Origin of the sequence: Iodidimonas sp. MBR-22 (assembly GCF_029946565.1) — a bacterium.
Classification (GTDB): Bacteria; Pseudomonadota; Alphaproteobacteria; order Sphingomonadales; family Rhodothalassiaceae; genus Iodidimonas; species Iodidimonas nitroreducens.
Genome location: NZ_JARKVQ010000002.1, coordinates 49,570 through 74,419, shown reverse-complemented (window position 1 = coordinate 74,419; position 24,850 = coordinate 49,570). Strand labels below are relative to the sequence as shown.

Sequence of the window (24,850 nt, the reverse complement as noted above, 5' to 3'; positions counted from 1 at the left end):
CCTCAGCCTTCTGCCGCATTGAAATCTTGTTGCTGATTTAAAATATCTGCGGCGATCTGCTCGATGACCGTGCCCAACGCCGTGATGTCCGGCAGGTCCTGCCTCAGCATCTCGGCATGGCTCAAAGGTTCGGCCCCGGGGGATGATCCATCGCCAGAAGGCTGGGACGCGAGCGTTGACGGCGCTTTTAGGTCAGCACCATAAAGGGCCGCATAAAGGGCTGCATTCCCTGCCGATAGATCATGGGGAGCCAGATTTTTCTGGACCCGATTTTTTTGGGCCAGATTGTTTCCGGCCAGATATGACCCCACCAGAAAGCGTCGGCGCTGATTTGGGGACAGGGCCATCGGGTCCGCATCGCCCATCACCGCATCATAGGCCGAAGCCGCCTTCGCCCAAGCCCTGATCTGCCAATAAAAATCCGCAGCACCCAGTGGATTTTCCGCTTCATAAGCGGCAATCAGCCCGGCGGCCCGGCTTTGCTCATCGCGGGCAATGGCGATCCTGATTTCAAGCCATAATGGATCAACCTCGGCCAGCAAGGGTGGCTTTTGCGGGCTGGCCGCATCCAGAATGGCCGCAGCCTGATCCGGCTGATATGCCGCCATCAGGGCATGAGCATGGCTGATCGCAAAGGCATCTGCCTCCTGTGGGCTGATCGCGGCGCGATAGGCCTGCATCATGCGGGCTGCCGCCATGGGCAGGCCCGCCGCCATCAGATAATGGCTGGAATAGCGGGTGATTTCACGTTGGATAAGCCCCGGCTCATGATCATCATGACTTGCCAGCAGAAAATCGATCACCACCAATCGATCTGCATCCGGGATCGCGTCATCGCTCTTTGGCTTGACCAGGGCATGAACCAGTTCGGATAATTTTTCCCGCGCCACCAGCGCCCACAGGCTGCCCGGAAAAGCCGTGATCACATCATGCAAAACATGGCCGCTTTCAATGGATTGCCCCATCTGCTGATAGGCTCCGGCCAAAGCCAGCATCACCTGGGCTTCGATTTCATCGCCGCGCCAATCATAACGCAAAGCCTCAAGGGCTGTGATCAATTGGGGCATGCTTATGTCCCGGCGCTTTGCCGCCATCAACAGCAAGCGCAAGCGCGCTTCGATAGCGGCACTCCCTTCCCCGGCCATGGCTTCCAGATAAAGGGCTTTTGCCTCTTCATATAAGGCCTGCTCTTCGGCGATCCGACCCCGGATCAGCAAAAGGGCGGCCTGATCGGCTGGCAAAATTTTCGTCTGTTCAGAGATCCGGGGTTCAGATAACCGGGAAGGCAAGCTTTCCGCCCCGAGCAGCTCCGCCGCTTCCTCGACCCGGCCCGTTTCCACCAGCGACTCTGCAAAGATCGCCATCAGCCGCCCGCGCAACCATAAAGGATAGGCGGCAAGGCGCTGATAGGCCGCCCCTAGCCAAAGATGATCGGCCAAAGGCCCGCCTTTCAAAGCCGATTGCACCGCCGCCCATAAGCAGGCATCGCGATCCCCATCCACCAGCCATGCCGCCCATCCGGCCTCATCCATGGGGCGGTCGAGCAGGATCTGCGACGCCATTAAAATCGACGCATCAGGGGCGGGATCATCGCGCAAAACCGCCAGAGTTTCAGCCAGCATGGCATGGCCGAAATAAAAACGGGCGAGCTCCTTGAGCGCCATTTGATAGGCCAAAGAACCCTCATCATTGCTGGATAAAGCGACATGATAGGCAGCGCGCTGCGCCTGAAAGCTGCGATCCGATGATGTCGGCGGGATGATGGGATCACTTATGGGAGCTTTTATGGGCAAGCGGCAATATTGCATCCCCAGCGCCCATAAAGATGAGGAGGGCCGATTGCTATCAGCAACAGCCGCTATCCCCTCAGCCTTGATCGGCTTGAGCCGAGGCACCGGCGTAGATTGTGCAAAAACACCATGGGGATGCGCCGCAAAAAATAAGCACAAAAGTGATACATAAAATTTAATGACAAATTTTTTATTTAAATTTTTCATCATTTTTTCAATTCTTTACTAAGTGCGATGGCCTTTTGATTTGAAACTTCGATTTAAACTACGTGCTGTACATTAAATTCAGGTTCAAATTCAGAGAGTGGATCATGGATACATCGCTTTATGTGGGGCTGTCGCGCCAAGTGGCCTTGGAACGCAGCTTTGACATCGTGGCGCATAATATCGCCAATGCCGGCACGGTGGCCTATCGCGGCGAAAGCACCCTTTTTGATCAGTCTATGGAGAAAGCCGGGCTATCTGATCCGGTGTCTTTTGTGATCGATAAGGCAAGTTTTCTTGATGTGCGCCAAGGCAATCTGGATGAAACGGGCAATCCCCTCGATCTGGCGATCATGGGGGAAGGCTGGCTGAGTGTGGATGCCCCCCAAGGCGTTTTGCACAGCCGGGATGGCCGGATGGCGATTTCCCGCGATGGGGTTCTGGTCACCCGCATTGGCGGCCTGCCCATCCTTGATATCAACGAGGCCCCCATTGCCATCGACCCAGAAGGCGGGCCGATACAGATTGCAAAAGATGGCATGATTTCCCAAAAGCTGGGGGAATTCGAACAGCAGATCGGCCAGATCGGCCTTGTTCAGTTTCCTGAAGATCAAAGTCTGACACGCGCCGCCGATGGCCTTTATGCCGCCGTAGCACCGCCGCAACCGGCTTTGCAAAGCACCCTCATTCAGGGATCGTTGGAGCAATCCAATGTGCAGCCGATATTGGAAATGGTGCGCATGATGGATATTTCCCGCGCCTTTCAGCAGGCCACGGAATTCATTGAAAATGGTGATGAATTAAAGCGTGAAGCCATCAGCCGGCTTGGCCGCAGAAGCTAATTCCGCAGCGTTGAACCCTTTCAATTTTTCTGAGGAGACCCGCCATGAGAGCTTTGAAAATCGCCGCCACCGGCATGATGGCACAACAAATGAATGTCGAGGTGATTGCCAATAATATCGCCAATGTGAATACCACTTCCTTTAAGCGCAACCGGGCCGAGTTTACCGATCTGATGTACCAGACAGAAACAAGGCAGGGTGCCTTTTCTTCGGATGCGGGCACCATCGTGCCTGCCGGGGTGCAATTGGGATTGGGGGTAAAAGCCGCCGCCGTCAGCCGCATCGGCACCCAAGGATCGTTGATCCAGACATCCAATCCCCTTGATATCGCCATCGAAGGCCGGGGATTTTTTGCCGTAACCCTGCCCGATGGGGAAACCGCCTATACGCGGGCCGGCAATTTCCAGCTTTCCGATGAGGGCGAAATTGTCACCAATGAAGGCTTCCAGATCGATCCGGGCATTTTCATCCCCCAGGAAGCGACGGATATCATCATCAATCGCTCGGGCGAGGTGTTTGCCGTGGTCGATGGGCAGGATGATCCCGTGGCTCAGGGGCAGATCACCCTTGTCGCTTTTCTCAATGAAGTGGGGCTGGAAGCTTTGGGCGATAATCTTTTTCGCGAAACGGCCGCTTCGGGCGATCCGCAATTGGGCATTCCCGGGGAAGAAGGGTTTGGGCGCTTGCGCCAGCGCTTCGTTGAAGGATCGAATGTCAATATCGTTGAGGAAATCACCAATCTGATCACTGTGCAGCGCGCCTATGAAATGAATTCCAAAATCATCGAATCCGCCGATGAAATGGCCCGGACCGTGACCAATCTGCGCTAGATTTTTAAGGCATCAAGGAAAGAACGCCATGGCTCGATCCCTTATGCAAAGCATAGTCCGCCTTGCTATCTGCGGATGTTTCGCGCTTTATCCCGCGCATCCCGCATGGGCTGACATCGCTTTGGAAGCCCGATTAGCCGAGCACATCCTGAGCCAGCATGACATGAGGCTCAATGCGGATGAAACCCTGACCGTGAAGGCGGTAAGCCAGGGCATCACCGAGACCATGCCCATCCAGCAGATCGATTTCGACCGCGCCTCGGGGCGTTTCAGCGCGCTCATCAATACCGGCAGCCATCTTGCCCGGATTTATGGCCGCGCTTATGTCGAAAAGCCTGCCACCGTTCCAACCCGCACCATCCGCCCCGGGGAAAGGATCACAGCTAATGATCTTGTGCGCGAGCCATTGCGGCTATCTGACATATCGCCCGATGCTGTGCTTGATGGCAGGGATCTGATCGGCCAGGAGGCCCGCCGTGCACTGCCCGCAGGACGCCCCATCGAAGCCCACCAGATCGGTGCACCCACCATCGTCAGCCGCAATAGCCTCGTAGAGATTTCTTATGCGTCTTCGCAAATGAAAATCACCGGCAAAGGGCGCGCCTTATCCGATGGCGGGCTGAACGAAATGGTGCAGGTGATGAATATCGCCAGCAAGAAAGTCATTGAAGCAAGGATTATCGGTCATGGCCATGTTGAAGTCAGTTTTTAAATCCGCCGCTTTCAAAGCCATCCTACTCACAAGCCTTGGCACCAGCCTCAGCGCCTGTTCCGGGCGCTTGGGGCGGATCGGCGAAGATCCGCAAATGGCCCCGGTTGAAGATCCCCAGCAACGCCGGGAGGATCATGTTGTCAGCTACCCCCTGCCCGCCATGAGCGATCAGGCATTGCCGCCCAATGCTTTATGGACGGCGGGCAAAAAAACCTTTTTCCGCGATCTGCGCGCCCAATCCATCGGCGATCTTCTAACCGTGGTGATCGATATCGATGATGAAGCGGAATTAAGCAATTCCACCCGCCAAAGCCGTACCGCCAATACTGATCTGGGACTTGATGGATTTTTTGGCCTGCCCGGCGAATTGGATAGGGCCCTGCCCAATAGCTTTGATCCTTCGTCCGCCATCGATCTCAATAGCAACAGCCAGCATAATGGAGCGGGCCGGATCGACCGAGAAGAAGAAATCCGTTTGCGGGTGGCGGCCATCGTCATTCAGGAATTGCCGAATGGGAATTTCGTGATTTCCGGACGACAGGAATTGCGCGTGAATTCCGAACTGCGCGAAATCCGCATCGCCGGGATCATCCGCCCCGAAGATGTCGCCACCGATAACACCATTCGCTATGACCAGATTGCCGAAGCCCGGTTTCAATATGGCGGCCGTGGCGTGCTCAGCGATATTCAAAGACCCCGCTATGGTCAGGAATTTCTGGATATCATCCTTCCCTTTTGACAAAGGCCCTGCACCATGCCCCTTCCTTATAAACAAGTGCTCACCCATCCTCTTGTGATCCTTGGCCTTTTGGTGGGGCTTGGGGGTTATGGGGTTGGCTATTTTACAAACCCGGATAAGACCCAAGATCAAAAGGCCGAAGGTGGGGATGATAAAGAATCCGCTTTACCATCCGATAACAGCTATCTGGAGATGGGCCAGTTGGTGATCCCCGTTCATGATCTGAACAATGAGGTGAAAGCCTTTTTGCTGGCCGAAATCAGCTTAGGTGCCTCCAGCACTGAAAGCGCCGGTTTTTTATTGCGACATATGCCCCGTGTGCGCCATGAAGCCTTGGCGGGTTTCATGCAATTGGCGGCGCGGGGGGTTTTTGATCTGCAAAATGCCCAGCAGCCTGATCTGTTATCGGAATTTCTGCGCCGCGACATGAACAGCCGATTGGGGGCTGAGCACATCGCCTCAGTTCATTTCAGCCGTCTGATGCTGCAACCCCGCCCTTCATAAACTTTAAAACTCCCTATGCGGACATGAAAAACCCCCGTTTAATGAACGGGGGTTTTTTTGATCTCAAAACAAAGCAGCACTCCTCAGCCCGCCGGGCCTAGAGGGGGGCGATGGGGGCTGAAGCCCGGGTGATGCGATCGGCTGGCACGCTCAGCCCATTCGACAAGATCAGATCGGCCTCACCCGCTTCATTCACCCGCACCTGGCTCACCACCCCGGCGATCACGGGATCAACCCGGGTCATCTGCCCATTGCGCAGGCTTTCGATAGCAATGGCATAGCTGCCGGGGGGCAAAGCGATGCCATCCTCGCCCCGGCCATCCCAAAGCACGGTATTCGCCCCGGCTTCCACCGATCCGGGCAGGGTGGCAAGGGGTTCCCCACCCGGCCCCAAAATCGTGATTGTTACCGCATCGGCGGGATTATCAAGGCGATATTGAATTTGCGCGCCATCCGGGCCCAGAGGCAAACGATCGGTTCTGGCTTCCACGATCTGCCCCATGAAAGCGATCTGATCGCTCAGGCTTTGCCCTTTCATCACATCCAGAATGGATTTCAGGCTGCTATTGGATTCCAATTGCTGTTCCACCTGACTGAATTGCGCCAATTGGGCAACGAATTCGGTATTATCCACGGGATTGAGGGGATCCTGATTGCGTAATTGCGCGGTGAGCAATTGCAGGAAGGTATTGATATCCCCGCTCAGGGCATTCGTGGTGGCGCTGCCTACAGATGATGTATTGGTGATATCCATCAGCTTTGATCCTTGTCTAAAGTTTTACATCCACATGGCCATCGCGCCGCCCCCATAAAAGCGGTGCAGCCTTGTTTTCATTGCTTGTCGCCTCTAGGTCTGATGGCGCTAAAGCACCCGCTATGGTCGTTGCAGCGGCGCGATCCGATCGATCAGGATGATCACCCCCCGAGCCGCCCAAATAGCCGCCAAATTGCCCGCCCCGATCATGGCCCCGGTCATTTCCCCGGTCATTTCTGAGCGATAATTCCAGCTTTGTTTCCGATCGGTCATCAGCCCGGGCTGCCGGGTCGGCCAGGGCTTTTTCCAGATGGCGGCTTTGGCTTTGCAATAGCTCCAGCGTTTCAGGGCGATCAACCAAAAGATGCGCGGTCATCCTGCCATCCCGCATGGTAAGCCGTACATCCACCTGCCCCAATTCCGATGGATGAAGGCTGATCCGCATGTGGCTTTGGCCCTGTAACAGGCTGTGGCGCGCCGAGCCATTCAACTGTGCAATGATCTGATTGGCAATCGCCGGGGCGGCGGGCAGAGCGGCTGAGGCCAGCCCGCCCGGTGCCGCACCAGATGAAAACGCGCCGCCCCCGCTAAAAGCCGAAAAGGATGAAGATGGGAAACCAGCCTCGCCTATGCCACCCGGAATGAAGGAAGCTGATGCCGCCACAGCCGAAAAACCTTTAGGCGATGGTGGCAATGCCGGTGACGGCGGTGATGGTGGTACGTCCAAAGACGCTGCCAAAGCCCCGGCTGAACTGCCTTTGGATGCGGCTGCGGTTGGGTTGATGATCGTGCCATCTGCGATGACAGGAGCAGCAGGGGCAGGTGCTAAGGGCAGCGCCGCCGCCCCATTTGGAAGCACAGGGAGCGGCTGCATTGGGCCGGGCTGGGCTGGAATGGCCTGCACTGGTATCGCTGTGGCCGCCCCATTGATCACCACGGCTTGGCTTAGCCCCTGAAATAGAGGTGCGGGGACAGGCGATAAAGCGGCTGGCATCGGAACAGGTGCGGGAACAAGATCGCTGGCCATGCCCTGCCTTGGCAGATCAGCCGATGGCCCCTCGATCAGCGGTATTTCCCCCGAAGGCTGGGCTGCCGGCATCACGAGCGATGCGGCTAGAATGGGCCCGCCCTCATCTGCCATGCCGCCAAGCTCAGCCGCTATGATCTGTGTCTCTGGATTGGGGCTGCTGATGAGCGGCTGCCTCAACGGATCGGGCAGAGCCTCGGCAATGATCTGATCACGCCCCGGCCCTTTGGCTGTCAAAATATCTGGGGCCGCCAAAGTGTCTGGATTGCCCAGCATCAGATTCAGGCCGCTAGGGGCCTCCATACTCTTATTTTGGGGCCTGCTGCTATCTGCTAAAGCAAGAGGCGCGGCTCTCTCGGTTTCATTGGGCGCGACCCTGCCTGGCTCGATCCCGCTTTCTAAAACTTTAGCTTCCGTGCGGGCAGGTGCAGGCATGCGCTGATCATCCGATCTGGCCTTTTCCGGGCGGCGCTGCGCATCTTTTGCCGCCTCCATCAGATGCGCAAACGGCCGTTCGTCCCGCGAACCAAGGCGATCTTTCTGTTCGGACAACGGCCGTGGGACAGGTCTTGTCTCGGCAGTCGCGAAACCCGGTGGCATGGGCATAATATCCCCTCCATAAGAATGATGATCAGCCTATGATGAGCGGATTAAACCCGTACTAAATCTCGGATTTTAGATGTTTTGAGGGAAAATCGCCTGTCTTGTCTCCCCACTTTCCCTCCGGGTCAAAGGTCTCAGGCGCGCCTGCGGCTACCGCTTCGAGAAAAAATTCCAGATGGATCTGGGGGCCATAATAATGAAAGGCCTTGCGCTTTTCCTCGGCTTCATCCGGATCCAGCCTGCTGGGCCTGTTTTGCCGCCGAATGCGAAAGGGATAGGCCCTGATGGATGCCGCGAAATCTTCCGCCCGGCTTTCCAGATGCGCCATCGGCATCGCCCGCATCAGCACCAGATATTCATCCTGCGCCAATTGAAAAGCCCCATAAGAGCCGAAAGAGCGCAGGCGGGCCGCCAGCAAATGCTCCATATCCCTGATCGTTTCCGAGCCAAAAGCCAATTGGATTTCTGCCCGCCCCTTAAAGCGAAAGCGGGCTGATAAAGGCTGCTCAAGGGCCGCAAGACAGGGCTTTAAGGCGGCTTTTCGATAAAGGCCCGTGCGCGGATCGATCAGCCGGTTTTGATAGGTCCAAAAAACCATACCGAAAGCCGCACAAAAAAGCGCCAAAGCCCCCTGAAAAGCTGCAAGGGATTGATCCACATTTTGATTGAGCGCCAGAAAAAAAAGCGTCACTGCAGGCAAAAGGGTAATCCGATCATCCAGCATCGGCCCTTTTTCAGATTTAAACAAATGCGCGCTTAAGGCTATCACCAAAATCAGCCCGCCCAGATCGGGGAAAAGTGAAAACACCGATGATGCGGAAAAAAACGGATGCAAAAGAAAACCGCCCAGAACATCCCCGATCCATAAAGGCGGAAAAAAAACGGCCAAAAACACCCCTAAAGCCACCGCAAGCCCGGCAAAAAACCGCCTTTTAGGGAAAGATGTGCGATTGTGATCATGCATCACGCCATAAGCGAGGCTCCAAAAACCCAGAAAGACCAGACTGAAAAGCGCCAGAAAACGAGGCGGATCCCCGGCTTCAAAAATGCTGAGAAAAAGCAATCCCAAGCCCATAAAAACCGCCGTCACCAAAAAGGGCATGGCCTGCTGCCGATAAGACAAGATCAGCATAAGCGCCCACAGAAACCATGAAATGCCGAATAAAATATTGGGATGTTTCGGTATCGAAATGGATAATCCCAAAAAAGGGATCATCGCCAAAATCAGGCACAGCCCGGCCCATAAGGCCAAAATCCGGTTGAGTGTAGCGCGCTTTATCACTGAAGCCCCCACAGCCTTTTATCATGGAAAAACGACTATCCATGGCGAAGGCCTGCGGCTCAATCCCCAAATATCAGGATCTATACTCCGGCTTAAACATTTGGCCGATCAAAAGAGCGGGGACGGATCGGCTACCGTCGATAGGGATCACATCGCCCGCAGATAATAGATCACCGCATAAGCCACCACGAAAGCCAGCACCCACAGGGCCGATATGCCGATGCTCCAGCTTGCGGCCAAGCGCTTTTGCTGCCCCACAAGGCCATCAAAACCCGATCCCATCGATCCCCAAAGGGATGACAATATGGCCATCACGCTCGCCAGCAAAGCCGCCAGCCCCCGCGAGAGGCTGAGGGCCAAAGCCTTGCCAGCCCGGCGATAAAACCAATCCGTATCAAGGCAGATGGTACGGGTGCGCCGCATCAGGGGCAGGAACAGGAAGAAAGCCAGCCCCGAAAACAGCAATAGCTGCAAATAAAACACCAGCTTTGACGCTTTATAGGCATGGAAGCTCGTTTCATAAGGCAGCATCGCATAAAGCGGCTCGGGCCAGATGCCAAGGCCGATGCAAAAGGCCGACAACAGCCCCATCGCCAGCGCCATATTCCAGGGCGCATCCTTGGGCCGCATGCCGCTGTCTTTCTGGAAGAATACAAACCACGGGAATTTGATCCCGGCATGGAGAAACACCCCCGCCGAAGCCGCCGCCAACAAGAACCACACCACCGGCAAATGCTCCAGCGCGGCGGCTTCGGATATCATGGTTTTGGTGGTGTAGCCCGATGTCATGGGGAAGCCCGAAATCGCCAAAGCCCCGATGATCCCGCACAGTGCCGTAATCGGCATGGTCCGAAACAGGCCCCCCAGATCGGTACACAGGCTTTTGCCGGTGCGGTGCAGCACCACACCCGCGCTCATCAACAAAAGCGCCTTATAAATGATATGGGCAAAAGCATGGGCGGCCGCGCCATTGATGGCCATTTCTGTTCCGATGCCAATACCGGTGACCATGAAGCCCACCTGATTAACGATGGAATAAGATAAAATCCGCCGCGCATCATTTTCCAAAAGCGCATACATGATGCCGTAAAACACCATATAAAGGCCTACGAAAACCAGAATCTTCTCGCCCGGAAAGAGCAGGATCAGCGTCAGCACCGCCGTTTTGGTGGTATAGGCGGAGAGAAAAACCATGCCGGTGGCGCTGCTTTCAGGATAGGCATCCGCCAGCCACGACGATAAGGGCGGAGCCGCCGCATTGATCAGCAAGCCGATCAGAATCATCCAGCTCGAAAAATCCGTAGCTTTCATCGCCATGATCTCAAGGGATCCTGTACCAAGATAATGGCCGATGATCCCCACCATCAGGATCACACCCCCCAGAAAATGGATGACGCCATAGCGAAAACCCGCCGCCCGGGATTTTTCGGTTCCCCCCATCAGGATGACGAGTGTTGAGAAAATCGCCATCATTTCCCAGAAAATGAACAGGGTCAGCAGATCGCCGGAAAAAGCCACTCCAATGGCCCCGCCCGCATAGGCAAAAGCCGCTGCGAGCTCGGCATTTCGGGCGGTTTTGAAGGCATAAAGCCCCCCGGCAAAGGCCATGATCGAAAAGACCGTGGCAAACAGCCGGCGCACCGGGCTGCCTTCAATCAATTCCACCGGATAGTTCATATAATGGACGGAAAGCGAAACCCCATCAGGCACCTGCAGCACCGCATAAAGGGTGAGCAGCGGCGCCGCCAGAACGATCAGAGTCCGCATGTGCCCACGGCTGAAGGCAATCAGAATGGCCGCCAGCATCATGATCAGGCCGGGGGGGATCATGTCAATGCTCATAATGATCTTCTCCCCGCTTCAAAACAAAACCGGCAAGCTTGGCAACCACCACCATCACCGCGCAGGATAAAAAGCCAAACACGGCGGCAAAGCCCAGCCAGCCATCAATCCCAAAAGTGGCATGGGGCTTGACGAACAACTGTGCCACAACAGTGCCGGCCAGGATCGCCACAAAAATCACCCATAAAAGCCGGATGGTTGAGGGGCGCACCAGCCAGTGCGGCTGTTCATCCTGCGCAGCCAATTCAGGATCAGGTTGATGGGCGGATTGTTCGCTCATGGTCTCAACTCCACTATCGGCATCACCAGATCGATCACCGGCCCATTGAACACAAAGAACACGATCACCAGCAGAGATGTTGCTAAAAGCGCAATCTGAATCGGCGCATTCGCCTCTTTATGATCAAGGGCCGGGGACACATCTTCGGCCCGGAAGAACGCGCGAAAGATGATCGGCAGAAAATAACCCGCATTAAGCGCCGTGGATAAGATCACGGTGCCGATCGCGATATAATTTTCAACCGCGAAGGCCCCGCTCAGCAGATACCATTTCGAAACGAACCCCGCCGTGGGCGGCACCCCGATCATCGACAAGGCCCCAATGGCAAAGGCCCCCATGGTGATGGGCATCCGCAGCCCGATCCCATTCAACTGGGTGATTTCGGTTTTTTTCGATGCGGTGTAGATGCTGCCTGCCGCAAAAAACAAGGTGATCTTGCCAAAAGCATGGGCCACGATGTGCAAAATCGCCGCAATCTGCGATAAGGGGGCCAATATGGCCGTGGCCATCACGATATAGGAAAGCTGGCTGATCGTGGAATAGGCCAGCATCCGCTTCAGATTGGTTTGCTGCAAAGCCACAAGGCTCGCCGCAATGATGGTAAAGGCTGCCACCGGCACCAGCCAACTGCCCATCCCGCTATTGAACAGAAAATCATAGCCAAAAATCAGGATGATCACCTTGGTGATGGTAAAAACACCTGCCTTCACCACCGCCACCGCATGGAGCAGGGCAGACACCGGCGTGGGCGCCACCATCGCCGCAGGCAGCCATTTATGGAACGGCATCACCGCCGCTTTGGCCACCCCAAACACATAAAGCCCCAGCATCAGCCCCAGCGCCGGACCGGCGATATGGCCGTCTAAAATGCCGCCCGATTGAAAATCCAGCGTTCCGGTGAGGCTATAGGTCCAGATGATGGCGGGCAGGAATAATCCGATCGAAGCACCGATCAGAACTCCGAAATAAACCCGGCCCGAGCGCATGGAATTGGCATCGCCCTTATGCGTAACAAGGGGATAGGTTGATAAGGTGAGCACTTCATAAAAAATGAACAAGGTCAGCAAATTGCTGGCCATGGCCACACCCATGGCGGCAAAAAGCGCCACCGCGAACAGGGCAAAAAACCGGCCCTGATGCGCTTCCTTGTTCCCGCGCATATAGCCAATCGAATAGATCGTACTGATGATCCATAAAAGGGATGCAAGGGCGGCAAACACCATGCCCAAAGGCTCGATCCTGAACGCCAGCGGCACATGGGGCAGAATATCAAACAGGATAAGCTGCGGCCGATCCCCCGCCATCACCCCGGGCAGCAGGCTCCACACCATGATGGTGAGGGCAAAGGCCGCGATCAGGCCGAGCCCATCGCGCAGATTGGGAAAGCGCGCGAAAAAGGCAATGAGGATCGCCGCCACTGCCGGAATGAGAAGGATGGCGCTTAGGATGAAGCGATCAGTCATTTGGCATGTTCCATCAAAATCTGGGCGGCATGTCCGGCCAGTTCCATGGGTATCTGCGGATCAAGCCCGAAATAGATATTGAGCCCCACCATGCCCCATAAAGGAATGAGCATCACCAAAGGCGCTTCCCGAGGCGGCGGCAGATCATCCGCAGGGGCCCGGAAATAGGCCACTTCAACCACCCGCCAGATATAAACCACCGCCATGAGCGAACTGATGAGGATAGCCACGATCAGCGCCACGCCTAAAGCACCCTGCTCCAAAGCGGCCCCGACCAGAACCCATTTCGAGATGAAACCCGCTGTTAAAGGCACGCCCACAAGGCTCATCCCTAAAAAGACGAAGCCCGCCATGGTCCAGGGCATCCGCCGCCCGGCCCCTTCAAAGGCCTTGAGGTCAGCCCCCCCGATCCGCACCACAAGCGCTGCAATGGCCAAAAACAAGCCGCCCTTGATCATCGCATGGTTGAACATATGCACAACCGCCGCCGTTAATCCGGCAGTGCTGAGCAAAGTGGCCCCCAAAAGGATATAGCCAAGCTGGGCCACCGATGAATAGCCCATCATCCGCTTGATATTCTGCTCGCGCATGGCCACCGCCGAACCGATGATCATGGCCAAAAGCGCCAAGGGCATCAGGAAGCTGGCGAAATGCAGATCATGAAGGGCCAAAGCTCCGCCAAAAACCAGAAAATCGAAGCGAAACAGCACATAGAGCATGACCTTGGTGGCGCTGGCCGCCAGAAACACCGCCACCGCCGAAGGGGCCTTGGCATAGGCATTGGGCATCCACACATGGAGCGGGAAAATCGCCGCTTTCAAAGCGAGGCCAATGGTGACGAAGGCCGCCGCCAACATCACCGGATGCAGATGCGGGGCATTCATCAGGCGTTGAGACAGATCGGCAAGATTGAGCGTGCCGGTCATCATATAAAGCAGACCAACACCGATCAGATAAAAAGACGCGCCGACTGTGCCCATCACCAGATATTTGAAGGTGGCGGGCAAAGCCCCGCGATGGGGGCCATTGGCAATCAGCACATAGCTCGCAAGGGATGAGATTTCCATGAAAACAAAGATATTGAAGGCATCGCCCGCCACCGCGATCCCGCAATAGGCTGCCAATGCTAAAAGCCAGGCGGCATAAAATAAAGGCTGGCGATCTGCGGCGATGTCCTGATCAATGCTGGGTTTTGCGGTCAGCAACGCCAGCGTTGAGGCCCCGGAAACCACCAGAAGCATCACCGCCGAAAAGGCATCGACCCGTAGCTCGATCCCATAAGGGGCCACCCATCCCCCCACGGCATAGGAAATGATCGTGCCATCATAAACGCTGATCGCCAAAAAAATGGCCGTAATAAAAACCACGAGGCTGACAGCCAAAGCCAGAAGCCAGGCCAACAAACGATTGGGCATCAAAGCGGCAAGAGGGGCCGACAGCAAAGGGATGATCACCGGAAAAACCGGGAATTGCGCCGCCAGCATCAGTGCGTCCGATCCATATCTGAAACCTTATCTTCTTCAATCGTGCCATAGGCTTCCCTGATCCGCACCACAAGGGCAAGACCCAAGGACGTTGTTGAAATGCCCACGACGATGGCGGTGAGGATCAAAACCTGCGGCAGCGGATTGGAATAAATCTGCGGATCATGGGCGGCCTGCGCACCATGGGCAATGATCGGAGCGGTGCCCCCCTCGACCTTATCCATCGAGATATAAAGCAGGAAAATGGCCGCCTGAAAGATATTCAGGCCGATCAGCTTCTTGGTATAATTGGGTTTGGTGATCACAGCATAAAGACCGATCAGCAGCAGGAACGCAAAAACCCAATAATTATACAGCCCTAAAAGATCCATCATGATCTGTGCTCATGTCCGGCGAATGCATGAAAAATGGTCAGCATCACACTGGCAACCGCAAGCCCCACGCCAAATTCGATCAGGATGATCCCCAAATGCTGGCCTGCCACCGGATCGGATGACAAAACGGAATAATCCAGAAGATTGCCCCCCAGCAAAAGCGTGACACCCCCAACCCCCGCATAGATGAAGGCCCCCAAGCAGGCGAGGCCAAAAATCAGCTTTGGTGGCAACAGGCGGCGGGCCACATCCCCAGAATAAAGCAGTGCATATAAAATCAGCGCCGTGGCAATGATGGTGCCGGCCTGAAATCCCCCGCCGGGGCTGAAATCTCCATGAAAATGGACATAAAGGCCAAATAAAATGATGAATGGGATGAGGATTTTGCCGACCACCCGGGGGATCTGCTGATGATATAGACCATCATTGATCGCCTCTTGATCCAATTTTGCGCGGGGAAAGCCCAGCAGGGATAAAACCCCGATGGCCGCGGTCAGCACCACAAAGACCTCGCCCAACGTATCATAGCCCCGGAAACTGGCCAAAATAGCCGTCACCACATTGGGCACATGAATGAGTTCGGGCGTTTTCTCAAGATACCATGGGGCCAGATATTGATGCACCGGCGCCGAGGGATCGCCCAATTGCGGAAATTGCAGGCTGGAAAACAGGATTAGCATGGCCAGCGATGCCATCACCACAAGCCCTATACCCCGCTTGCGCGTGGGGCTGTGTTCATGTTCAGCGCTCAGCGCAATGGCCCCCAGAAAAAACACCGTCGCCACCCCGGCCCCCACGGCAGCCTCGGTCAGCGCCACATCGGCGGCATCCAGAACAAAGAAATTGGCAGCCATCAAAAAGCTGAAAATCCCGGTCAGCATGGCAGCCGCAAACAGATTGGGCGTTTCCACCACGGCCAGCGCCACGATCACCATCATAGTCAGCAAAAACAGGCTGAAAACGATCATCATGGCCTGTTCTCCTTCATGTCTGGCCCCTTGTTTTTTGGCGAACCAAGGCCCAAAGGCTTTGGCACGTCCTTGCCATGCACACGGGATTTGATCGCCGCATGGGCCAGCGCATAGCCCGCTGTGGGGCTGGTGAACAACAAGAAAAGCAGGATCGCCAACAGCTTGAAGCTGGCCAACGTCAAGCCAGATTGCAAAAGAAGACCCAAAACAACCAGAAGCGCGCCACCGGTATCGGCAAGGCTGGCCGCATGCATCCGGGTGAAGAAATCAGGAAACCGCAGCATCCCGATACCGCCGATCAAAACAATCAAAGATCCGCCAATCAGACAAATCCAGCTTAAAATTTCAATGAATTGATCCATCACAGGGCCTTCCCATCCGCGGCACCCTTGTCGGCCTCATCAACCACGGGATTTTGCGCTTCCAATGCCCTATTGCGGGCACGGTGCTCAACAAATTGCAAAACGGCCACAATGCTCACGAAATTGATCAGGGCATAAGCCAAGGCCAGATCGAGAAAATCCGGACGCCCCGACAGGAAGGAAACCACCGCGAGAAACAAAACCGTTTTGGTGCCAAACATATTGGCGGCCAAAATCCGATCATAAACCGAAGGCCCCACCACCGCGCGGGCGATGGCCAAACACATAGTGACCAGCAAAGCCAGACTTGCCCCGATGAACATAGGCTCAGTTTTCTCCGCTGAAATTCATGGTGCGACGCGACATGGCGACGATCCCCGACAAAGCATCGCGATCATCAAGGCTGTGAACCAGCAAAACGCCCTGCAGCATATCGCAGGTGACCGTACCGGGCGTGAGAGTGATGGAATTGCCCAAAATCACCTGCCCCAGATCATGGGGATTTTCAGCCTCGAATTTTAAAAAGCCGGGGCTGATATCAAGCTTTAGCGAGAGAATGGCGCGGATGACCGTAAGATTGGACAAGGCGATTTCCTTGAGCAGCCACACCCAATAACCAAGAATAGACAGACCCAGCTGCACCGGCACCGTATCTTTGGTGATGATCCCAAGATGGTGGGAAAGCCATACCACAAAAAGGCATGAAACAAGCCCTAAGGATAAAAGGAGCGGCTCATAGAGCCCCGACCATAAAAGCCAGGTGCCACACAGCGCCAAAAATAAAACAAGATGTCTGATCATGCCCCTCAATCGCCATTTTTCTGAATGATCATTCTAATGCGCAGCCCGATGCCAAGCAACATGCTGGCATGTGACTACAAAGAAACGTGGCACTTGTAAACGATCAGTCGAAAAATTGCCTGCATGTGGGGTCTTTTCGGATAATTTCAGGGCAAATTTTCAACCAAAAAGAACCCATTCTGCTGATCAGAATTTGCGATACTCCCTCACCACACCACATGTTCAATATCGGTGAAATCGATTTTTGAACCATCCTCAAAGCTGATCGTACCCGATACATTTTCGCCCAGATCAAGCAGATTGCCGCTGAGATTACTTCCCTCGAAACTGGCACCATTTTCGATGGCAATGGTCCAATCCTGACCATTTCCAACGGCGGCGGATATGTCGATCACATCCGTCCAAGCCCCATCGCCGCCTTCGATGCGGTCATTGCCGCTATTGGCCTCGATCAGAAAAATATCCGCGCCTTTACCACCGTCAAGATGATCATTTCCTGCACCACCAGCAAGAATATCATCGCCATCCCCCCCATAGAGACGATCATTGCCAGCACCGCCTTCAAGACGGTCATTCCCATCGCCCCCTTCAAGGCGGTCATTGCCCGCGCCACCGATAAGAAGATCATCGCCAGCACCGCCTTCGATGCGATCATTACCACCTAGCCCACGGATTTCATCATCGCCACTCGTGCCGACAAGACGATCATTCCCATTGCTTCCCATGATCAATGAGCGGGCTTCAGATGATCCGTCAACCGCTTCAGAGTCGACCCCGCTCTGGGGCAGATTAATCCGCAAATTGGCACTATCGCGACCGCCTGCACCATCTGTGACCTCGATGGTAACAAGACGCTCGCTTTCGCCTTCCGCCCCCAGGCGGCTTTCATCGGCAATACGCAATTCACCTGTCGCGGCATCGATAGTGAAAGCCCCATCTTCATTGCCGCCGCTGATGGCAAAGGTCAAACTATCTCCATCCGGGTCAAGGGCATCGAAATCAAACACCATCATGCCATCGCTGATCCCGCCCGACAGATCAACGGCCACAGCCCCTTCATCAGGCAATTCCACAGGCGCAGGATCAAAACGGATCGATTTCAGCGTGAAATCAGAATTATCGCCTGTTGGTTTTCCGGTAACATCAATGGCTTCGATCCTGATCGCGGCAATCGCCGCCCCGCCCGCACCCAAGCTGAAAGCAAAGGAGGACCCCGACAGCTTTGTGCCGGTATCAGGGCTCATCACCCCGGTGGCCACGATATTGCCATCGGCATCAAAAGCCGTCCATCGGCCCTGCTCGCCACCCGGAAATTCACCTTCGATCTGGCGTTCAGTGATCAGTTCCACATTGGTTACCGGCTCATCAAAATTGATGACCAGCGATTCCGATGTTCCGCTTTCGGGCATGAAATCGATCTGACTGCCGATCCGCCCGCCGCTCACCCCAATCCCATTGGAGGCGTTCACCGCCAGATTGGCCGGATTACCATCGGCCCCCTGTGCCGTGATCGTGGCAAAATCACCCAGCCGACCGCTGGACCCATCCGCCGGATCGATCACCAAAGTGCTGGCATCAAGGCTGGTTGTGCTCTCGATTTTCGAAGCGACCGTCAGGATCGGCGCATCATTGGTGCCGGCCACCACGACGCTGATACGCTCTTCGCTCACCCCGCCCCGGCCATCATCCACCTGATAGGTGAAGCTGACGGTGCGGCTTTCCCCCAAGCCCAGATCCTGAAAATCATCGCCGGGATCAAAGCTGAAGCTGCCATCGGCATTCACCACCACCGAGCCTTCATCCGGCCCTTCGAGAAGGCTGAAGCTCAAGACATCGCCATCACCATCAATGGCAAAAAGCTGGCCATTGACGACGGGCCCATCCTCAACGGCAGCAACCCGCCCCGGAATGGCTATCGGCACGTCATTAACATCTTGCAGGCGCACCACAAGATCACCGTGATCGGTGCCGCCCTTGCCATCCGAGACCTCGATCACCAGACGATGTTCGGCCTTTGCATTGAAATCAAGGGCATCGCCATTGGCAACGGTGACGATGCCGGTCACAGGATCAATGCTGAAGGCCCCATCCTCATTGCCCGAGATAATCGAGAAGACGAGATCGTCGCCATCAAGATCAGTGGCATCGAAATCCGCCACCAATGTTCCATTGGCGGCTTTTTCCGACAACTCCGCCTCATAGCCATCCGCACCCGCTATGGCAGGCGGAATTTTATCGAAACTGACTGATTTCAAGGTAAAATCGGAATTATCGCCGGTTGGTTTTCCGGTGACATCAATGGCTTCGATCTTAATCGAGAAAACCGGCACACCGCCGGTATCGATATCATAGCGCACAGATGAACCCGATAAACGGGTGCCTTCATCCAGATTGAGCAATCCCGTGGCCACGATATTGCCATCGGCATCAAAAGCCGTCCACCGGCCCTGCTCGCCACCCGGAAACTCATTTTGAATCTGCCGTTCGCTGACCAGCGACACATTCACCACCGGGCCATCAAAATTCAGGGTCAGGGCTTCAGATGTTCCGCTTTCGGGCATGAAATCGATCTGCGTGCCGATCCGCCCGCCGCTCACCCCGATGCCATTTCCATTGGTGACCGCCAGATCGGCGGGATGGCCATCCGCCCCGCTAGAGGTCACGGTCACAAAATCGCCCAGACGCCCCATCGACCCATCATTGGGATCGATCACAAGGCCGGTTCCATCAAGGCTCACATGCTCGATCCCCGATTGATTAAGGCTCAGGATCGGCGGATGATTGGGATCGGCCAATGTCACCTGCAAGGAAGCCTGATCCGTACCCCCATGAGGGTCGCTCACCTCAACCACCAGATTGCGGATCGCCCCGCCCGAAAGATCAGGCTCCACGCCAGGCGCGAAGGTCACCACCCCGGTGGCGGCATCGATCAGGAAGGCCCCATCCTCATTGCCTGAAATAATCGAGAAAACGAGATCATCGCCATCAATATCGCTGGCTCCAAAATTGGCGACAAAAGCCGGATCGGATGCGGATTCGATCACCGCCCCGCCCCCAAGGGTGATCCCCTGCCCGGCGGGCGAGGCATCCACAAGCGGGCTGGTGCCCGTGAAATCAAAGCCCATCGCCAAAGCCGGATCGCCAGTGGCAACCCCGCCTGCGGCATCGGTTGCAATATCCCCGGCGCTGCGCACCCCATCAAAGATCTGAATGTTGTGAATGGTGCCGGAAAATTCCTGCGCAGGATCAAAGCCCCCACCCACGCTATCCTGTTCCTGGCCCACGGTCAGCGTGCCGCCCGAGGTGATCGGCGTGCCATTGCGGGCAAGGCCGATGCCTGCCAGATCGCCATCCACAAAAACCGCGATTTCCCGGCTATTGCTGTCAAAGCTCACCGAAAGATGATGAACAGCCCCATCAAATAAACGGCCCATATCGATATCGAGAACCGTTTCCTGACCATTGACAAAAACCCCGAGCTTGCCATCAGAGCGCGCGAAAATCAGAAATTCATTATCGCTGCCCGCCACATTATAAGAGGCGAGCACAGTGCCATTGGTTGCCCCCGGCTGCGGCGGCTCGGTGGAAGAAAAAGACAATTGCACCGTCAGCGCTTCGCCCGCCAGATCCACATTGGAAAACAGCGCCACATCCCCCGTGCGGCCATCATTGTTAAGGGAAAGACCATCCGCCTCTTCACCCTGAAGGCGAATTACCGGCGCATCATTGGTGCCGGTCACCCGCACGGTCATGATCGCGCTATCAACCCCACCCCTGCCATCATCCACCTGATAGCTGAAGCTGACATCGCGGGATTGGCCTACCCCTAAATCCTGGAAATCAGCACCGGGATCAAAGCTGAAGCTGCCATCCGCATTGACGATCACCGAGCCTTCCGATGGCCCTTCGATAAGGCTGAAGCTAAGCACATCGCCATCGCCATCCGTAGCGCTGAGAAGACCATCGACCGCCGGACCATCTTCCTGCGCTTCCACGCGACCATCCACCGCCACCGGCGCCATATTCGCATCAGATGGCGAAAGAAGAAGCGTTTGATCGGCAAAGCCACCATCACCATCTTCCACCCGCACCACAAGGCTGCGCGTGCCTTCATCGGCGGCATTGCCATCGCTGGCGGTAATCACCCCGGTGATCGGATCGATGACAAAAGCCCCATCATCATTGCCCGCGATGATCGAGAAAACGAGGTTATCGCTATCGATATCGCTGGCATCGAAATTGGCAACAAAGGCCCCATTACCCAAAATCGCACCCCCGCCAAGGGTGATCCCCTGCCCGGCGGGCGAGGCATCCACAAGCGGATCGGTGCCCGTGAAATCAAAGCCCATCGCCAAAGCCGGATCGCCGGTGGCAACCCCGCCTGCGGCATCGGTTGCAATATCCCCGGCGCTGCGCACCCCATCAAAGATCTGAATGTTGTGAATGGTGCCGGAAAATTCCTGCGCAGGATCAAAGCCCCCACCCACGCTATCCTGTTCCTGGCCCACGGTCAGCGTGCCGCCCGAGGTGATCGGCGTGCCATTGCGGGCAAGGCCGATGCCTGCCAGATCGCCATCCACAAAAATCGCGATTTCCCGGCTATTGCTGTCAAAGCTCACCGAAAGATGATGAACAGCCCCATCAAATAAACGGCCCATATCGATATCGAGAACCGTTTCCTGACCATTGACATAGACCCCGAGCTTGCCATCAGAGCGGGCAAAGATCAGAAATTCATTATCGCTGCCCGCCACATTATAAGAGGCAAGCACGGTGCCATTGGTCGCGCCCGGCTGCGGTGGCTCGGTCGAGGAAAAAGATAATTGCACCATCAGCGCATCACCCGCCAAATCCACATCAGAAAACAGCGCCACATCGCCCGTGCGGCCATTTTCATTCAAGGAAAGACCACCACCGCCTTCAGCCTCACCCAGAAAAATAAGGGGCGCATCATTGGTGCCGGTGACGACAATATCCACCGATTGGGTATCCACCCCACCCTTGCCATCATCCACCTGATAGGTGAAGCTGACAGTGCGGCTATCGCCCACCCCTAAATCCTGAAAATCGGCACCGGGATCAAAGCTGAAGCTGCCATCCGCATTGACGATCACCGAGCCCTCCGACGGCCCTTCGATCAGGCTGAAACTCAGCGTATCGCTTTCAAAACTGGCGGCATCAAGCTGCCCAGTGATTGGCGGGCCATCTTCCTCAGCCATATAAACACCGGGAATTGCCACTGGCCCATCAGAGGTGCCGGTGACGGTAATGGTGACGCTAGCCGTATCCACCCCGCCATTGCCATCATCCACCTGATAGGTGAATTGCACCGTGCGGGTTTCGCCCTCGGCCAAATCCTGAAAGCCATTGCCCGGATCAAAGCTGTAGCTGCCATCGGCATTAACAATCGCCACCCCTTCGGCAGGGCCATTGATAAGGCTGAAGGTCAGTTGATCATTGGTATCCACATCGCTTGCCACCAATTGGCCGCTGACCGCCGCGCCATCTTCAATGGCACTGTTGCTGGCGGGGCTGGCCACCGGCGCATCATTGGTGCCAGTGACGGTGATCGTAACGGTCGCCGTATCCACCCCGCCATTGCCATCATCCACCTGATAGGTGAACTGCACATCCCGGGTTTCACCCACACCTAAATCCTGAAAGCCGGTGCCGGGATCAAAGCTGTAGCTGCCATCAGGATTGACAATCGCCACACCCTCAGCAGGCCCGTCAAGCAGGCTGAAGGTCAGTTGATCATTGGCATCAATATCGCTCGCCACCAATTGGCCGCTGACCGCTGCACCATCTTCGGTCGCCGTCAAAACACCGGGGCTGGCCACCGGCGCATCATTGGTGCCGGTTACGGTAATCGTGACCGTGGCCGTATCCACCCCGCCATTGCCATCATCCACCTGATAGGTGAATTGCACATCCCGGGTTTCACCCACCCCCAAATCCTGGAAGCCATTGCCCGGATCAAAGCTATAGCTGCCATCAGGATTGACAATCGCCACACCCTCAGCAGGCCCATTGATGAGGCTGAAGGTCAGTTGATCATTCACATCCACATCGCTTGCCACCAATTGGCCCGTAACCGCCGCGCCATCTTCAATGGCGCTGTTGCTGGCAAGGCTGGCCACCGGCGCATCATTGGTGCCCGCCACCGTGATGGTGACCGTGGCGCTATCCACCCCGCCCTTGCCATCATCCACCTGATAGGTGAACTGCACATCACGGGTTTCGCCCACGCCCAAATCCTGAAAACCCGCACCGGGATCATAGCTGAAGCTGCCATCGGCGTTCACCACCACCGCGCCTTCGGCTGGCCCATCAAGCAGGCTGAAGGTCAGTTGATCATTGGCATCAATATCGCTCGCCACCAATTGACCGCTGACCGCCGCACCATCTTCGGTCGCCGTCAAAACACCGGGGCTGGCCACCGGCGCATCATTGGTTCCGGTGACGGTAATGGTCACAACCGCCGTATCCACCCCGCCATTGCCATCATCCACCTGATAGGTGAATTGCACATCCCGGGTTTCACCCACCCCCAAATCCTGGAAGCCATTGCCCGGATCAAAGCTATAGCTGCCATCAGGATTGACAATCGCCACACCCTCAGCAGGCCCATTGATGAGGCTGAAGGTCAGTTGATCATTCACATCCACATCACTGGCCACCAATTGGCCGGTGACGGCCGCACCATCTTCAATGGCGCTATTACTGGCAAGGCTGGCCACCGGCGCATCATTGGTGCCCGCCACCGTGATAGTCACCACCGAAGTGGCAAAGCCGCCATTGCCATCATCCACCTGGTAGGTGAATTGCACATCGCGGGTTTCGCCCACGCCCAGATCCTGAAAGCCTTCACCGGGATCAAAGCTGAAGCTGCCATCGGCATTCACCACCACAGTGCCTTCAGCAGGCCCTTCGATCAGGCCATAGGTGAGGATATCGCCATCCACATCGGTGGCCACCAATTGCCCGATGACCACGCCGCCATCTTCCACTGCATCCAACGTTCCGGCCTGCGCCAAAGGATCGGAATTGACCGCAGCCGTGGCGACCGCAAGGCCATCGACGCCAACCAAAGCCTGTGGCCCCACAGCTGCACCATCCCCTGTGGGAGGAGCGGTCACCGTGCCCTCAGGCGCAATCTGGTTGATCCCCGCCTGCCCCTGATTGGCGGGTTGCGTGGAATTGCCCGAATTCTGTGCATTGGGGATGAACAAAGGATCGCTGCCATCGCTCAAGCGGAATGGGGTCTCGCGATCAAAGATTAAAGGCGTATCGCGATCAAGAAGCAATTGCCGATCCAGAAGCGGGCTATCCGAAAGCGCCCCTTCATCAGGGGTCACAAGGAAACCTTCCCCGCGATCCGGTGCGCCGATATGCACATTCTGATTGGTCAATTCCGCATTTTCAAAAAGCCCGGACTCATCGGGGGGCAAAAAGCCTCTCTCCGCATCGGCAGGCGATTCGGTTTCCCTGAAAAGGGCCGGATCGGTGGCTGCATTGCGCAGATTATCTTCTGAAAATGTTTTATCAGCCATGTCATTCTCGCTCTAAATCAAAGGCACAAAAGCATCAGGGCGGCATCAGGCACGCATCTTAGAAATCCTGTGTCCCCAGAATTCTAAAAACTTTACTTAGCATAAAGTCCATTGGATCGAAATCATCTAAAATTTTTATTAACTCACTGATTTTTGTGTATTTTTATAAAATTTAGTTTAAATACAATCTATCTTTGCAGTTGCGCATAAACTTGTTAATCGTCTATGCGCTAAAATAATTTTTCCGATTATATCAGCGAAAGCATCCAACGCCCCAAGCTGATATGCGGCAATTTATGAAGTCAAAAAACCAGATTTGATATGAAATTGTTCAATCCCATGGCAGGCCGATGAATAATCCTAACGGAACCGGAATGAATTCTTCGGCGCCACTCTCACAGGCTGGCTCACAGGCTGGCGTACAGGATGGCGA

General features: G+C 55.6%; 19 protein-coding genes. 5 read left to right on the top strand and 14 right to left on the bottom strand.

The annotated features are described in order from the left end of the window. Positions 1-2: 2 nt before the first annotated feature. Positions 3-2,000, bottom strand: coding sequence for a hypothetical protein (locus tag QK300_RS02160; protein ID WP_281300194.1), 1,998 nt, complete (start codon positions 1,998-2,000; stop codon positions 3-5). A 101-nt stretch (positions 2,001-2,101) separates the two neighbouring features. On the opposite strand from QK300_RS02160, the gene QK300_RS02155 reads away from it, so the two are divergent. The 5 genes from QK300_RS02155 to QK300_RS02135 are packed head-to-tail and all read left to right on the top strand — an operon-like array spanning position 2,102 to position 5,621. Further along, positions 2,102-2,836, top strand: coding sequence for a flagellar hook-basal body complex protein (locus QK300_RS02155; RefSeq protein WP_281300195.1), 735 nt, complete (start codon positions 2,102-2,104; stop codon positions 2,834-2,836). Between the two features lie 44 nt (positions 2,837-2,880). After that, positions 2,881-3,666 carry a flagellar basal-body rod protein FlgG gene (gene flgG / locus QK300_RS02150; RefSeq protein WP_281300196.1) on the top strand — a complete coding sequence of 262 codons (786 nt, stop codon included), beginning with the start codon at positions 2,881-2,883 and terminating at the stop codon, positions 3,664-3,666. A gap of 28 nt (positions 3,667-3,694) precedes the next feature. Next, positions 3,695-4,378 (top strand): flagellar basal body P-ring formation chaperone FlgA, encoded by a 684-nt coding sequence (flgA, locus tag QK300_RS02145; protein ID WP_281300197.1) that lies wholly within the window; start codon positions 3,695-3,697, stop codon positions 4,376-4,378. Beyond that, positions 4,353-5,117, top strand: a complete 765-nt coding sequence (flgH, locus tag QK300_RS02140) for a flagellar basal body L-ring protein FlgH (protein WP_281300198.1) — start codon at positions 4,353-4,355, stop codon at positions 5,115-5,117. Before flgA ends, flgH begins: the two co-directional genes overlap by 26 nt. A 15-nt stretch (positions 5,118-5,132) precedes the next feature. After that, a complete protein-coding gene (locus tag QK300_RS02135; protein ID WP_281300199.1) occupies positions 5,133-5,621 on the top strand; it encodes a hypothetical protein in 489 nt (162 codons plus the stop codon). 97 nt (positions 5,622-5,718) lie between these two features. On the opposite strand, the gene QK300_RS02130 is transcribed toward QK300_RS02135, so the two are convergent. The 13 genes from QK300_RS02130 to QK300_RS02070 form a co-directional block, all read right to left on the bottom strand. Further along, on the bottom strand, positions 5,719-6,375 hold the full coding sequence (locus tag QK300_RS02130) for a flagellar hook capping FlgD N-terminal domain-containing protein (RefSeq protein ID WP_281300200.1): 657 nt from the start codon (positions 6,373-6,375) through the stop codon (positions 5,719-5,721). A gap of 16 nt (positions 6,376-6,391) precedes the next feature. Next, the gene (locus QK300_RS02125; RefSeq protein ID WP_281300201.1) at positions 6,392-7,705 is read right to left on the bottom strand and encodes a flagellar hook-length control protein FliK; all 1,314 of its coding nucleotides are present in this window, start codon (positions 7,703-7,705) and stop codon (positions 6,392-6,394) included. A gap of 358 nt (positions 7,706-8,063) precedes the next feature. Next, entirely contained in the window at positions 8,064-9,287 is a 1,224-nt protein-coding gene (locus QK300_RS02120) for a hypothetical protein (RefSeq protein ID WP_281300202.1), read from the bottom strand. 147 nt (positions 9,288-9,434) lie between these two features. Beyond that, entirely contained in the window at positions 9,435-11,129 is a 1,695-nt protein-coding gene (locus QK300_RS02115; protein ID WP_281300203.1) for a Na(+)/H(+) antiporter subunit D, read from the bottom strand. Then, positions 11,119-11,409, bottom strand: coding sequence for a hypothetical protein (locus QK300_RS02110; protein ID WP_281300204.1), 291 nt, complete (start codon positions 11,407-11,409; stop codon positions 11,119-11,121). Before QK300_RS02110 ends, QK300_RS02115 begins: the two co-directional genes overlap by 11 nt. Beyond that, complete coding sequence (locus tag QK300_RS02105) at positions 11,406-12,872, bottom strand: proton-conducting transporter membrane subunit (protein WP_281300205.1); 1,467 nt, start codon at positions 12,870-12,872, stop codon at positions 11,406-11,408. The genes QK300_RS02110 and QK300_RS02105 overlap by 4 nt, the downstream gene beginning before the upstream one ends. Then, the gene (locus QK300_RS02100) at positions 12,869-14,356 is read right to left on the bottom strand and encodes a monovalent cation/H+ antiporter subunit D family protein (protein ID WP_281300206.1); all 1,488 of its coding nucleotides are present in this window, start codon (positions 14,354-14,356) and stop codon (positions 12,869-12,871) included. The genes QK300_RS02105 and QK300_RS02100 overlap by 4 nt, the downstream gene beginning before the upstream one ends. Then, the gene (locus tag QK300_RS02095) at positions 14,356-14,727 is read right to left on the bottom strand and encodes a cation:proton antiporter subunit C (RefSeq protein WP_348651812.1); all 372 of its coding nucleotides are present in this window, start codon (positions 14,725-14,727) and stop codon (positions 14,356-14,358) included. Before QK300_RS02095 ends, QK300_RS02100 begins: the two co-directional genes overlap by 1 nt. Next, on the bottom strand, positions 14,727-15,701 hold the full coding sequence (locus tag QK300_RS02090) for a DUF4040 domain-containing protein (RefSeq protein WP_281300208.1): 975 nt from the start codon (positions 15,699-15,701) through the stop codon (positions 14,727-14,729). Before QK300_RS02090 ends, QK300_RS02095 begins: the two co-directional genes overlap by 1 nt. Continuing rightward, the gene (gene mnhG, locus QK300_RS02085; RefSeq protein WP_281300209.1) at positions 15,698-16,063 is read right to left on the bottom strand and encodes a monovalent cation/H(+) antiporter subunit G; all 366 of its coding nucleotides are present in this window, start codon (positions 16,061-16,063) and stop codon (positions 15,698-15,700) included. Before mnhG ends, QK300_RS02090 begins: the two co-directional genes overlap by 4 nt. Next, the gene (locus QK300_RS02080) at positions 16,063-16,386 is read right to left on the bottom strand and encodes a monovalent cation/H+ antiporter complex subunit F (RefSeq protein ID WP_281300210.1); all 324 of its coding nucleotides are present in this window, start codon (positions 16,384-16,386) and stop codon (positions 16,063-16,065) included. The genes mnhG and QK300_RS02080 overlap by 1 nt, the downstream gene beginning before the upstream one ends. 4 nt (positions 16,387-16,390) lie before the next feature. Further along, complete coding sequence (locus tag QK300_RS02075) at positions 16,391-16,864, bottom strand: Na+/H+ antiporter subunit E (protein ID WP_281300211.1); 474 nt, start codon at positions 16,862-16,864, stop codon at positions 16,391-16,393. A gap of 206 nt (positions 16,865-17,070) precedes the next feature. After that, a complete protein-coding gene (locus QK300_RS02070) occupies positions 17,071-24,417 on the bottom strand; it encodes an Ig-like domain-containing protein (protein ID WP_281300212.1) in 7,347 nt (2,448 codons plus the stop codon). Positions 24,418-24,850 lie beyond the last annotated feature (433 nt).

What these genes read in the sequence shown, in the direction of transcription:
- QK300_RS02160 (WP_281300194.1), bottom strand. Translation starts at nt 2,000, where the DNA reads ATGATGAAAAATTTAAATAAAAAATTTGTCATTAAATTTTATGTATCA.
- QK300_RS02155 (WP_281300195.1), top strand. Translation starts at nt 2,102, where the DNA reads ATGGATACATCGCTTTATGTGGGGCTGTCGCGCCAAGTGGCCTTGGAA.
- flgG (WP_281300196.1), top strand. Translation starts at nt 2,881, where the DNA reads ATGAGAGCTTTGAAAATCGCCGCCACCGGCATGATGGCACAACAAATG.
- flgA (WP_281300197.1), top strand. Translation starts at nt 3,695, where the DNA reads ATGGCTCGATCCCTTATGCAAAGCATAGTCCGCCTTGCTATCTGCGGA.
- flgH (WP_281300198.1), top strand. Translation starts at nt 4,353, where the DNA reads ATGGCCATGTTGAAGTCAGTTTTTAAATCCGCCGCTTTCAAAGCCATC.
- QK300_RS02135 (WP_281300199.1), top strand. Translation starts at nt 5,133, where the DNA reads ATGCCCCTTCCTTATAAACAAGTGCTCACCCATCCTCTTGTGATCCTT.
- QK300_RS02130 (WP_281300200.1), bottom strand. Translation starts at nt 6,375, where the DNA reads ATGGATATCACCAATACATCATCTGTAGGCAGCGCCACCACGAATGCC.
- QK300_RS02125 (WP_281300201.1), bottom strand. Translation starts at nt 7,705, where the DNA reads ATGGAGGCCCCTAGCGGCCTGAATCTGATGCTGGGCAATCCAGACACT.
- QK300_RS02115 (WP_281300203.1), bottom strand. Translation starts at nt 11,129, where the DNA reads ATGAGCATTGACATGATCCCCCCCGGCCTGATCATGATGCTGGCGGCC.
- QK300_RS02110 (WP_281300204.1), bottom strand. Translation starts at nt 11,409, where the DNA reads ATGAGCGAACAATCCGCCCATCAACCTGATCCTGAATTGGCTGCGCAG.
- QK300_RS02105 (WP_281300205.1), bottom strand. Translation starts at nt 12,872, where the DNA reads ATGACTGATCGCTTCATCCTAAGCGCCATCCTTCTCATTCCGGCAGTG.
- QK300_RS02100 (WP_281300206.1), bottom strand. Translation starts at nt 14,356, where the DNA reads ATGCTGGCGGCGCAATTCCCGGTTTTTCCGGTGATCATCCCTTTGCTG.
- QK300_RS02095 (WP_348651812.1), bottom strand. Translation starts at nt 14,727, where the DNA reads ATGGATCTTTTAGGGCTGTATAATTATTGGGTTTTTGCGTTCCTGCTG.
- QK300_RS02090 (WP_281300208.1), bottom strand. Translation starts at nt 15,701, where the DNA reads ATGATGATCGTTTTCAGCCTGTTTTTGCTGACTATGATGGTGATCGTG.
- mnhG (WP_281300209.1), bottom strand. Translation starts at nt 16,063, where the DNA reads ATGGATCAATTCATTGAAATTTTAAGCTGGATTTGTCTGATTGGCGGA.
- QK300_RS02080 (WP_281300210.1), bottom strand. Translation starts at nt 16,386, where the DNA reads ATGTTCATCGGGGCAAGTCTGGCTTTGCTGGTCACTATGTGTTTGGCC.
- QK300_RS02075 (WP_281300211.1), bottom strand. Translation starts at nt 16,864, where the DNA reads ATGATCAGACATCTTGTTTTATTTTTGGCGCTGTGTGGCACCTGGCTT.
- QK300_RS02070 (WP_281300212.1), bottom strand. Translation starts at nt 24,417, where the DNA reads ATGGCTGATAAAACATTTTCAGAAGATAATCTGCGCAATGCAGCCACC.